The sequence below is a fragment of the Cryobacterium sp. HLT2-28 genome (assembly GCF_004402495.1).
GTDB classification, from domain to species: Bacteria; Actinomycetota; Actinomycetes; order Actinomycetales; family Microbacteriaceae; genus Cryobacterium; species Cryobacterium mannosilyticum.
This window is the reverse complement of the sequence record NZ_SOFH01000029.1, coordinates 1-11,572: the sequence shown is the minus strand read 5'-3', so window position 1 is coordinate 11,572 and position 11,572 is coordinate 1. Positions and strand designations below refer to the sequence as shown.

The 11,572-nt window shown below is 70.3% G+C and carries 9 protein-coding genes; 4 read left to right on the top strand and 5 right to left on the bottom strand.

Annotation, left to right across the window (positions count from 1 at the left end; all coding sequences use genetic code 11):
- Window positions 1-88: 88 nt before the first annotated feature.
- The gene (locus E3O48_RS14980; RefSeq protein WP_241982565.1) at window positions 89-1,123 is read left to right on the top strand and encodes an alpha/beta hydrolase; all 1,035 of its coding nucleotides are present in this window, start codon (window positions 89-91) and stop codon (window positions 1,121-1,123) included.
- Between the two features lie 37 nt (window positions 1,124-1,160).
- Here the strand turns inward: E3O48_RS14980 and E3O48_RS14975 are convergent, their stop codons facing one another.
- A complete protein-coding gene (locus tag E3O48_RS14975; protein WP_134540017.1) occupies window positions 1,161-1,799 on the bottom strand; it encodes a LysE family translocator in 639 nt (212 codons plus the stop codon).
- A gap of 132 nt (window positions 1,800-1,931) precedes the next feature.
- On the opposite strand from E3O48_RS14975, the gene E3O48_RS14970 reads away from it, so the two are divergent.
- Entirely contained in the window at window positions 1,932-2,495 is a 564-nt protein-coding gene (locus E3O48_RS14970) for an acyl-CoA thioesterase (protein WP_370250162.1), read from the top strand.
- A 22-nt stretch (window positions 2,496-2,517) separates the two neighbouring features.
- Here the strand turns inward: E3O48_RS14970 and E3O48_RS14965 are convergent, their stop codons facing one another.
- Complete coding sequence (locus E3O48_RS14965; protein WP_134507833.1) at window positions 2,518-3,030, bottom strand: SRPBCC domain-containing protein; 513 nt, start codon at window positions 3,028-3,030, stop codon at window positions 2,518-2,520.
- 273 nt (window positions 3,031-3,303) lie between these two features.
- Between E3O48_RS14965 and E3O48_RS14960 the strand changes: the two genes are divergently transcribed.
- A complete protein-coding gene (locus E3O48_RS14960; RefSeq protein WP_134540013.1) occupies window positions 3,304-4,386 on the top strand; it encodes a ScyD/ScyE family protein in 1,083 nt (360 codons plus the stop codon).
- A 50-nt stretch (window positions 4,387-4,436) separates the two neighbouring features.
- Here the strand turns inward: E3O48_RS14960 and E3O48_RS14955 are convergent, their stop codons facing one another.
- The 3 genes from E3O48_RS14955 to E3O48_RS14945 are packed head-to-tail and all read right to left on the bottom strand — an operon-like array spanning window position 4,437 to window position 7,722.
- Window positions 4,437-6,038 (bottom strand): NAD(P)/FAD-dependent oxidoreductase, encoded by a 1,602-nt coding sequence (locus E3O48_RS14955; RefSeq protein ID WP_134540011.1) that lies wholly within the window; start codon window positions 6,036-6,038, stop codon window positions 4,437-4,439.
- Window positions 6,031-6,783 carry an SDR family oxidoreductase gene (locus tag E3O48_RS14950; RefSeq protein ID WP_134540009.1) on the bottom strand — a complete coding sequence of 251 codons (753 nt, stop codon included), beginning with the start codon at window positions 6,781-6,783 and terminating at the stop codon, window positions 6,031-6,033. Before E3O48_RS14950 ends, E3O48_RS14955 begins: the two co-directional genes overlap by 8 nt.
- 9 nt (window positions 6,784-6,792) lie before the next feature.
- Window positions 6,793-7,722 (bottom strand): LysR family transcriptional regulator, encoded by a 930-nt coding sequence (locus tag E3O48_RS14945; RefSeq protein ID WP_134540007.1) that lies wholly within the window; start codon window positions 7,720-7,722, stop codon window positions 6,793-6,795.
- 152 nt (window positions 7,723-7,874) lie between these two features.
- Between E3O48_RS14945 and E3O48_RS14940 the strand changes: the two genes are divergently transcribed.
- Window positions 7,875-11,477, top strand: coding sequence for a bifunctional proline dehydrogenase/L-glutamate gamma-semialdehyde dehydrogenase (locus E3O48_RS14940; RefSeq protein ID WP_134540005.1), 3,603 nt, complete (start codon window positions 7,875-7,877; stop codon window positions 11,475-11,477).
- The last annotated feature ends 95 nt before the right edge of the window (window positions 11,478-11,572 follow it).

Here is an 11,572-nt window from a genome sequence, read left to right as displayed (position 1 = left end):
TCTCAATCTCGAAGGTGAGGCGCTCTCAGCTTGCTCACGGTCGGGCGTCATACAGTCGGCAGGTGATCCAGACCCACCGCTCCCTCGCATGACGAGCCCACCTCCAGCAATCGGCACCGACGCACCCCCCGTATCCGCCGCACCAAGGCGAACACCGAAGAAGCCGAAATCGCACAAGGAGACGGCGCTCTCCCGGGTTCCGGTCTGGGTCTGGCGGGCACTGATGCACCGCATCCTGCCCGGCGAACTGCACAAGTTCAACGCGGAGCCGATCGACACCGTCGACTACCACCTCGACCTCGACTACGCCGGCGACGGCATCCGTGACCATCGTCTCGACGTCATGGTGCCGCACGACGCGCCCGAACCTCTCCCGGTCTACATCTACTTCCACGGCGGCGGCTGGACATCGGGCGACAAGGCGCCGCTGACCAAGTACTGCGCGAGCCAGGCCGCCGACGGCATGGTCGTGGTCAACGCGAACTACCGGATGGCCACCCACTTCCAGCTCAAGCACATGCTCGAGGACGCCAACGAGGTGCTCGACTGGGTGGCCCGCAACATCGACCGCTTCGGCGGCGACCCGACCCGGATCGTGCTCGGCGGCGACTCGGCCGGCGGGCACATCGCCGCGCTCCTGGCCGCCTCCGCCTACGAACCCAGGCTGGCCGCCTACTACGGCATCCGCCCGCAGGTCGAACCGGAAAACCTGCGCGGCCTCGTGCAGCACTGCAGCATCGCGGACGTCTCGGTGATGTTCGAGCGCGGCTTCGTGCTGAGCCTCAATTTTCTGCGGATGCTGCTGCCTGAGCGGGGCCGCGGCCTCGTGCTGCGCGCCGCAGCCCGGTTCATGTCCCCGATCGAGTGGCTGGACAGCGGGTTCCCGCCCGTCTTCGTGACCACCTCGGAGCGGGACTACTTCTACCGGGCCAACCTCAATTTCATCGCGGCGCTGCGTCGCCGCTCGATCACCGTCGACACGCTGATCTACGAGCGCGGCCGGGCGAACACCCACCACACCTGGCAGCAGGATTCCCGGCACCCCGAGTCCCAGGAGGTCTACCGTCGCCTCGGAGCCTTCGTGCGCCGGGTGGCCGCCCTGCCCGCCGCGGTCCCCGCCTGACCTGCAGCAGCAGCCTGACCGGGAGCAGCAGGAGGAGTCAGGACTGCGCGCCGGTGGCGGCGAGCACGCCGCCGAGGCCGATCATCATCACGCCGCCCGTCGCGGAGAGGTTCTCCATCCGGCGGGGCGATTTCGCGAACCAGTCCCTGGCCGACCCCGCCGCGAGCGCCCAGACGCTGTCGCCGAGCAGGGCGAGGAACACGAACAGCACGCCCAGGGTCATCAGCTGCAACGGCACCGCGCCGGCCCGGTAGTCGACGAACTGCGGCAGCACCGCGACGAAGAAGACCATCGACTTGGGGTTGCTGACGCCCACCACCGAGCCCTCTGCCAGCAGGCGCCAGTTGGACTTGCGGGCGACGCTCACCCCGATGTCCCTGGCCACCGCCCGGCGATGCCGGATGGCGTGCACGCCCAGGTAGACGATGTAGGCGGCGCCGACGAACTTGATCACGGTGAAGACCACCACCGACTGGGTGACGATGGCCCCGAGGCCGAGCGCGACGGCCGCGATCACGGGAACCATGCCGAGGGCGTTGCCGAGCACGCTGAGGAAGCCGCCGATCCGGCCGAGCGCGAGCGACCGCCCGATCACGAACAGCACCGTCGGGCCGGGCAGCGCGATCAGCGCGACGGAGGCCAGCGCGAACGTCAGCAGGTTGGACAGGGGAACCATGGGGCAATGCTAGACCGCGCCGGGCCCCATCCGCTGTGGCAATCGTGCAGGTTCCTGGCCTGGCGTGACGAATGCTTGTGGCCCTCAGCAGAAAATGCGCGGACCGGGCTTTCCTGGCCCTAGCATCGCAGGGTGCATATGCTCTGGCGAACCCTCCTCCACAGTCTGCTGTCCCGCTTCGGAGCGAGGCTCGGCCACTACGACGTCGCCCGCACCCGGTTCATCACCCTGCCGACCGACCAGGACATCCTGCGGCACATGAACAACGGGGTATACCTGTCGATCATGGACATCGCCCGGTTCGACCTGCTGCATCGCACCGGGATCTGGGCGATCTTCCTCGCCAAAGGCTGGTACCCCGTCGTCGTCTCGGAGACGATCAGCTTCCGGAAGTCCCTGACCCTCGGCCAGCGCTTCACCGTCGAGTCGCGCATTCTCGGCTTCGACGAGAAGGCCGTCTACGTGGAGCAGCGCTTCGTGCGACCGGATGCCGACGGCGCGCCCGAGGTCTACGCCCAGGGCTTCATCCGCGGCCGATTCCTCAAGCGCGGCGGCGGAGTCGTCACGATCGACGAGCTCACCGAGGCGGTCGGGGCGGTGCCGGCATCCGTCACCGTTCCGCACTGGCTGCTGGAGTGGAGCACGGATGTGGCGATGCCCGCGACCCGCGCGGCCGCCCCCAGCCTCTGGGAGTAGCCTCGCCGGCGGAACCCACCGGTCAGTGGATCGGTTCGGCGGCCCGCTTGGGAACGACGAGCTCCCGGTAGTACTCGGCGTGCGGGTGGTAGTGCGCGCGATCGGGGAGCGGCTTGCCGAGCCGGGCGGCGACCAGGCGGTCGAAGTAGTAGTCCCAGTACGGGCCGACGGTCTCGGCGTCCGCCGCGCTGTGCAGCCGCTGGCCGAACGTGAGGGTGGTCATCCCCGCACCCTCGACGAGGTGCAGGATGACGTGCCGGGCGGCGTCGCCCTCGCCGATGTTGACGGTGAACCGCTTCGGCGGGATGCAGGTGAGGATGCTGACGTACTCCCACTCGGCGCCAGGCTCATCGAGGCGGAAGCGCACGGCGCCCGTTTCGGGGGAACCGGTGTAGGTGCCAATCCAGCCGGCTAGGCCGGCGGGTCGGCTCATGCTCGCCCACACGTCGTCGATCGGCGCGGTGAAGAGCCGATCGAGCATGAGATAGAGCCCGTCCTCGCGCTGGGCGAGGCGTCCGGTTGGCTTGGCTGACATGGGAACCTCCACGGTGAGTGAGGCACTGGCCTCACTACAAAACTATGCCCTTCTCCGGCCGGGGGCCAGCGGCCACGCCAAGCGCCGGCCCGGGGGAGGGTCCCCCGCCAGGGCGATGCCTTGACGTGGGCGCGGCCCGGGAGCAGGATGGCGGCGAGAAACACCTCACGTCGTTCCGTGACCTGAGGACCGCTCCCGCCGTGACAAGCCGGCCGCCCATCGCCGCCATCGGCATGATCCCTGGGCCACACCTACTCAATCGGAGGAAAAACCATGGGTGTCAAACGAACTCTGTTCCATGCCGCGGCCCTGGCCGCCCTGATCGTGCCAGCAATCCTCGTTCCGTCGATCGCCGGAGCCACCACCGGACACGGGACCGATGCGCATCCGGCCGTCGCCGAACTGCTCGTCTCCGGCCTCGAAGGCACCAGCGGCGGCGCCATCGGACCTGACGGGGCGCTCTACGTCGCCGAGGGGACGACCGGCGAGATCACCAGGATCGATCCCCGCACCGGCAGCACCACGACCTTCGCATCCGGCCTGCCCAAGGCGGTGATCCCCATCGGCGGTCCGATCGACGTCGCGTTCGTCGGCGACACGGCCTACGTGCTCGTGTCGGTTGTCGGCCCGGATGTCGGCGGGAACCAGATCGACGGGATCTACCGGGTTGACGGCCCGAACACCTTCACGGTCATCGCCGACCTCGGGGAGTTCTCGCGCACACATCCGCCGGCCACCGCGTTCGACCTTGATCGCGGGGTGCAATTCGCTCTGCAGCCGGTGCGGGGCGGATTCCTCGTCTCCGACGGCCATCACAACCGGGTGCTGTCGGTGTCGAGGTCGGGCGAGGTGAGCGAGCTCATCGGGTTCGGCAACATCGTTCCGACCGGGCTGGCCGTGGCCGGCAAGACCGTGTACCTGGCCGAGGCCGGCCCGGTGCCGCACGCCCCCGCCGACGGCAAGGTTGTCTCGTTCCCGCTCAGAAACCCGGACACCGAGGAAGTGACCGACGTGGCCTCGGGGTTCAGCTTGCTTGTCGACGTGGAATTCGGGCGCTGCGGCGCGCTCTACGCCCTCTCCCAGGGCGATTCGCCGGGTAATGTTCCCGCCGGCTCTCCGGCACTGCCGAACAGTGGGGAGCTGCTCCGGGTGAACGACGACGGCACCTTCTCCGTTGTCACGGCCGAGCTGAATCTGCCGACCTCCGTCGATTTCCTGGGTGACACAGCCCTGGTCGTCACGCACAACGGTGAGGTCTGGAAGATCCGGGGTGTCTCGCGGGCGGCCGGCGATTCCGAGCGGAAGGGAGGCGACTGCCGCGGTGACGACCGCGGTCATGGCGACGACCACAGCTGACGCCGGTCGCGCCTGACGCTCGACGTCCCGGTATTCTGCGCGGCGGCGGGTCAGGAGTCCTCGAGCACCGCCATCGCCGCGTTGTGCCCGCCGATCCCGCTCACCCCGCCGCCGCGCCGTGCCCCCGCGCCGCAGATCAGGATCCGCGGGTGCGCGGTGGCGACGCCCCAGCGCTGGGCCGGGGTGTCCCTCGGCTCGTCGTCCTCGAGGAACGGCCAGTCCAGGGGGCCGTGGAAGATGTTGCCGCCCGGCAGGTTGAGGGCGTGTTCGAGGTCGAGGGTGGTCTTCGTCTCCACGCAGGGGTTCCCCTCGGTATCCGTCAGCAGCAGGTCCTCGATCGGCTCGGCGAGCACCGAGTTGAGCGAGGCGAGCACGGCCGCCTGCAGCCTGGCCCGGGTGGCGTCGTTGTTCTCGTCGCTCAGCCAGCGGCTCGGCGCGTGCAGTCCGAACACGGTCAGGGTCTGCGCGCCGGCCGCGACGAGCTCCGGCGAGAGGATGCTCGGGTCGGTCAGTGAGTGACAGTAGATCTCGCAGGGCAGCAGTTCGGGGATCACGCCGCGGGTCGCCTGCTCCCAGGCGTCCTCCAACTGGCTGAACGTCTCGTTGATGTGGAAGGTGCCGCCGAACGCGGCCTCCGGTGAGACCGACGGGTCGCGCAGCGTCGGCAACCGGGTGAGCAGCAGGTTCACCTTGACCTGGGCGCCCTCCGGTTTGGCGATGGCCGGTCCGGCGGCGGCCGCCGCGGGGAGGGGAGCGTCGGCGGTCCCGGCGGCCAGGAGCTCCTGCAGGACCCACGGGGCGACGTTGGCGAGCACGTGCCCGCCGACGACGACGCGCTCCACGTCACCGCGGCGGTACCGCACCTCGCCGTCCGGACTGACCGAGGTGACCAGCGCCCCGGTGACGATGCGGGCGCCGGCCTGGCGGGCGGCATTCTCGAGGGCGCCGGTGACGGCGCCCATCCCGCCGATGGGCACGTCCCAGTCCCCGGTCTCGTTCCCGATGACGTGGTACAGGAAGCACCGATTGGCGTCGAGGGACAGGTCGTCCGTCGAGGTGAACGTGCCGATCAGGCCGTCGGTGGCGACGACGCCGCGCACCAGGTCGCTCCCGAACCGTTCGGTGATGGCCGTGCCGAGCGGGCGCTCGATGAACTGGTCCCAGACGAAGTCGTCCCCGACCAGCCGGCGGGCCTCCGAGCGGGTCGGCAGCGGCTCGCAGACCGTGGGGAAGAGTGCCGTCGCGAGGGCCTCCGTGTCGCGGTAGAACGCGTTCCAGGCGTCGAAGTCGTCGCCGGCGCCGACCCGGTCGAAGCTCATGCGCGTGGCGGCGTCGTCGCCGCGGTCGACCAGCAGGCCGCCGGTGGTGTCGGCGGGGTTGGGCGTGTACGAGGAATAACGCCGCCGGGCGAGCTCGATCGACAGGCCCAGTTCGTCGATGATCCGCCGGGGGAGCAGGCTGACCAGGTAGGAGTAGCGCGACAGCCGCGCGTCGACTCCGGGGAAGGCCTCGGCCGAGATGGCCGCGCCGCCCACGTGGTCGTCGCGCTCGAGCAGGAGCACGCTCTTCCCGGCGAGGGCAAGGTAGGCGGCGGCGGTGAGGCCGTTGTGTCCGCCGCCGACAATCACGACGTCGTGAGTGGGTTCAGTCATGCCTCGAGACTAGCCAGTCCTCGAATCGAACCGGGTCGACTCGCGCTTCCGCGCCCGGAAGGAGAGCGCCGTGGGCGATGGCCGCGCCGAGCAGCGGGAGCCGGAGCACCCGGGTCCGGGGCTCCTCGACGGCGGCCAGGCGACGGGCCAGGTCGGCCAGGTCGTGCTGCTCCGGTCCGGCGATCGTTCGCACGATGCCCGGCCGGTGTCCCTCGGCGACGACGTCGGCCAGGTACGCGGCCACCGAGCCGGCGGCCACCGGTTGGGCGAGCATCCGCGGCACGACCGCGACCCGTCCCATCCGGATCTGGTGCAGCAGCGAGCGAGCCAGCTCGAACCATTGCGTTGACGAGACCACCGTCGCGGGCACGGGCGCGGCGCGGTAGACAGCCTCCTGCGCGGCCTTGCCCCGGTAATAACCGAGCCGGGAATTGACCCCTGGGTCGGTCACGTTCACGATCGACAGGCAGACCAGGTGCAGGACGTTCGCGGCCCGGGCGGCGTCGGCGACCTGGCGCGCGGTCGTGGCGAAGAACGCGGTGGCTCTCCGGGCCGACAGTGTGGGCCGGTTGAGGCAATCGAGCACGGTGTCCGCCCCGGCGAATGCCGCCGCGAGGCCTTCCCCGGTGACGACGTCGACCCCCGTCGACCGGGAGACGCGCCCCACGCTGTGGCCCCGGGACTCCAGCACACTGGAGACCCGACGGCCCATCTCGCCTGTCGCCCCGAGGACAATCACTCGCACGCGGGCAGCCTACAACGTCGGCCCGGAACGCGGGGCCGGCCCGGCCACCAGCCCGACGGCCCTGGCCAGCGCGTCGCGGACGGCGAGCACGCCGGGCCGGCTGGCACTCGACCGCCGGGTCGCGGAGAACACCGTGCGGTTCGGCCGGCCGGGAAGGTCGACCAGGTGCACGGTGGGCTCGTGGCCCGCCCAGATCAGATCGGGCAGGATGCCGACGGCATTTCCGGATTCGATCAACCGGATGTGCGCGATCAGGTCCGCGGTCTCGAACCGCACGTCCGGCTCGAAACCGGCCGACCGGCAGAGCTGCCTGGCCCAGTGCCGCGACGCCGTGCCCTGCGGCTCCATCACCCAGGGCAGGCCCGCCGCCTCCTCGAGCGACGCGGGAGCGCTGCGGCCGGCGCGCGGCGGCGGCACGGCGAGCCGGAGCGCATCCGTCGAAAGGTTCACCCGGTCGAGGTCGGGCCAGTGCGCGCGGGTGTGCCCCGGATACTGCTCGGCCAGCACGAGGTCGAAGTCGCGGGCGGAGACCTCGAACAATCCGCGCTCCGGCTCACGCTCGGTCACCTCCACCCGGAGGCCGGGGAACTCGCCGGCCAGCAGGGTGAGCGCCTGCGGGATCAGGGCGTGCGCGGCCGACTGGAAGAGGGCCACCCGCACAGTACCCGACACGGTCGTCAGCGACGCCGTCATCTCGGCCTCGGCCAGCTCCAGGCGCTCGAGGAGGTGGGTCGTGTGCTCGACCAGCACCTCCGCCTGCGGGGTGAGCCGCACCCGGCGGCCCACCTTCTGCAGCAGCGGAACCCCGGCCTCCTTTTCGAGCAGGGCGAGCTGCTGGGAGACGGCCGAGGGGCTGTAGGCCAGGGCCTCCGCCACCCCGGCGAGGGTGCCCCGGATCTTCAGCTCGCGCAGCAGCCGCAGGCGGCGGACATCCAGCATGGGCACTTCCTCCGGCTCGACCGTGTTAGATCAGTAATCCTAATGAATATCGATCAAGAAGAATCGCTTTTGCTAAACGAATGCGGGCGGCACACTGAAAATAGAATCCTCTGGTATGAGGCGTGCCGAAACGAAAGACTAACCTCGTGACCATGACCAACCCCTCTCCCCACGTGCAGCAGGACCTGAGCGCCGAGGTCGTCGCGCTCGTCAAGAAGTGGCTCGCCGACAGTGCCACCATTCCCGCCGACGTGTCGGCCGAACGCCTCGCCGGCGTGCTCAAGGACCCGAACGGGCTCGACTTCACCGTCGGCTTCGTCGACGGCGTGATGCGGCCGGAGGATCTGATGGTCGCCGGTTACAACCTGCAGACAGTGGCGAAGAAGGCGCCGGGATTCCTGCCGTCGTACATGCGCGGGGCGATCGGCCTCGGCGGTGTGCTCGGCCCCGTGCTGCCCTGGGTGGTCATCCCCGCAGCCCGCAAGGTGCTGCGCCAGATGGTCGGACACCTCGTCGTCGACGCCACGCCCGACAAGCTGGGCCCGGCGATCGCCCACCTGAGGGAGTCCGGCAACCGGCTCAACATCAACCTGCTCGGCGAGGCCGTGCTCGGTGAGAAGGAGGCCCTCCGCCGCCTCGACGGCACCAGGGCGCTGCTACTGCGTGACGACGTCGACTACGTCTCGATCAAGGTATCGTCGATCGCCAGCCAGCTCTCGATGTGGTCCTTCGACGAGGCCGTGAACCGGGTCGTCGAACGCCTCACCCCGCTCTACGAACTGGCATCGGCCTCCGCCACGCCCAAGTTCATCAACCTGGACATGGAGGAGTACCGCGACCTCGACCTGACGATCGCGGTCTTCGAGCGCATCCTCGACCTGCCCCAGCTGCTCCACCTCGAGGCCGGCATCGTGCTGCAGGCCTACCTGCCCGACGCGCTCGCCGCGCTGCAGGGCCTGACCCACTGGTCCCAGGGCCGCCGCGCCGCCGGGGGCGCCCCGATCAAGGTGCGCGTCGTCAAGGGCGCCAACCTCGCCATGGAGCACGTCGACGCCGCCGTGCACGACTGGCCGCTCGCGACCTACGGCACCAAGCAGGACAGCGACACGAACTACAAGCGGGTGCTCAGCTGGGCGCTCACCCCCCAGAACACGGATGCCGTCAAGATCGGCGTCGCCGGCCACAACCTCTTCGACGTGGCCTGGGCCCACCTCCTCTCCCAGCAGCGCGGCGTCGACGACCGGGTCGAGTTCGAGATGCTGCTCGGCATGGCCACCAGCCAGGCCGACGCCGTGCGCAAGGACGTCGGACGCCTGCTGCTGTATACGCCGGTCGTGAACCCGGCCGAATTCGACGTGGCCATCAGCTACCTGATCCGCCGCCTCGAGGAGAACGCCAGCCAGGACAACTTCATGTCGGCCGTGTTCGAACTGACCACGACACCCGCCCTGTTCGAGCGGGAGAAGCAGCGCTTCCTCGCCTCGCTCGCGACTCTCGACACCGTCGTGCCGAAGCCCAACCGCAGCCAGGACCGCTCCGCGGTGACCCAGCTCGAGGCCGAGGCCCGGGCCGAGGACGCGGCCGACGGCGCTGAGGCCGACGCCGGCCTCACCGCAGCGGTGCTCGGCCTCACCCGCGGATCCGTCTCCGCCGCCCTGGACGCCGCGCCCGGCGCCGGCGCGCCCGCTGCCGCCCGGTCCGGCTTCCACAACGAGCCCGACACCGACCCGTCGATGCCGGCGAACCGCGCCTGGGGCCGCCGCATCCTCGCCCGCGTCGAATCCTCCCGGCTCGGCGTGGACGCCATCACCGAGGCCGCCGTGACCGATGCCGACCAGCTCGACCGGTTGATCGCATCCGTCGCCGCCAGCGGCGAGGCCTGGGGCCAGCTGCCCGGCGCCGAGCGGGCCGCGGTGCTGCACCGCGCCGGCCTCGCGCTCGCCGCGAATCGGGACCGCCTGATCGAGGTGATGGCCGCCGAGACCGGCAAGACCATCGCCGAGGCCGACCCTGAGGTCAGCGAGGCGATCGACTTCGCGCACTACTACGCGGAGCGGGCGAAGGGCCTCGACGCCGTGCAGGGCGCGATCTTCGTGCCGTCCAGGCTCACCGTGGTCACCCCGCCGTGGAACTTCCCGGTCGCGATCTCGGCCGGCGGAGTACTCGCCGCCCTCGCCGCCGGCTCCGGCGTGATCGTCAAGCCCGCCAAGCTCGCCCAGCGCACCGGCGCCGTCATGGTCGAGGCACTCTGGGAGGCCGGGGTTCCCCGCGAGCTGCTCGCGCTCGTCGACCTCGCCGACCGCGCGCTCGGCACCCAGCTCATCTCGCACCCTGCCGTCGACCGGGTCATCCTGACCGGCGCCTACGAGACCGCGCAGCTCTTCCGCGGCTTCCGGGAGGACCTGCCGCTGCTCGCGGAGACAAGCGGCAAGAACGCCATCATCGTGACCCCGTCCGCCGACCTCGACCTCGCCGCGATCGATGTGATCAAGAGCGCCTTCGGCCACGCCGGCCAGAAGTGCTCCGCCGCGAGCCTGGTCATCCTCGTCGGCTCCGTCGCCAAGTCGGAGCGCTTCCTGCGCCAGCTGGTGGATGCCGCGACCTCCCTGCGGGTGGGCTGGCCGGCCGATCCGACCACCCAGATGGGCCCGATCATCGAACCGGCGGAGGGCAAGTTGCTGCACGCCCTCACCACGCTCGGTGCCGAGGAGAGCTGGCTGGTCGAGCCCGAGCGGCTGGACGAGGAGGGCAAACTCTGGTCGCCCGGCATCCGCACCGGCGTCGCCCCCGGCTCCTACTTCCACCTGACCGAGTTCTTCGGCCCGGTGCTCGGCGTCATGCACGCCCGCAACCTCGCCGAGGCCATCCGGTTCCAGAACGCGGTGGACTACGGCCTCACCTCCGGCCTGCACTCGCTCGACCCGGCCGAACTGGCCGAATGGCTCGACACGATCGAGGCCGGCAACCTCTACGTGAACCGCGGCATCACCGGCGCGATCGTGCAGCGCCAGCCGTTCGGCGGCTGGAAGCGCTCGGCCGTCGGCCCCGGCACCAAGGCGGGCGGACCGAACTACCTGTTCGGGCTCGGCAGCTGGGTGACCAACCCCGGCCGGAACAGCTCGACCCTGCACCTGCGCGGGCTGGAACAGCGCGTCACCGACGTGATCGAAGGCTCGCAGCCGGTGCTCGACTACGCGGACTTCGACGTGCTGCGCCGGTCCGCCCTGAGCGACGCCCTTGCCTGGCGCGAGGAGTTCGGCGCGGTGAAGGACGTGTCGAACCTCGGCTACGAGCGCAACCTGTTCCGCTACCTCCCGCTTCCGGTCACGGTGCGCCTGGCCGAGGACGGCACGCTCTCGAACCTGCTCCGGGTGATCGCCGCGGCCACCCTCTCGAAGTCCCGCTTCCTGGTGTCCAGCGCAATCCCGGTGCCGCCGATCGTGCGGGGCCACCTCGCCGACCGGGAGATCCCGGTCACCGTCGAGAGCGACGCCGAGTGGCTCGAGCGCGCCGCAGCCGGTGGCATCACGACCACCCGGGTGCGCCTGATCGGGGGAACCCCCCTCGCCGGGGCGACGGATGCCGCATCCGCCCTCGCCCACGCCCTCGGCGGCAGTCCCGACATCGCCGTCTACGCGCACCCCGTGACCCAGGCCGGCCGGTTGGAACTGCTGCCGTTCCTGCGGGAGCAGGCGATCTCGATCACGGCCCACCGCTTCGGCAACCCGAGCTCCCTCTCCGACGGCATCATCTAGATGAGTGAGTCCTAATGGTCGTAGGCGATGAGGGATCGTTTGTTGGGTGTTCCGAGGAGCCAGTTGTGCCAGATTCCGGCGGCGAGGGCGAGTAG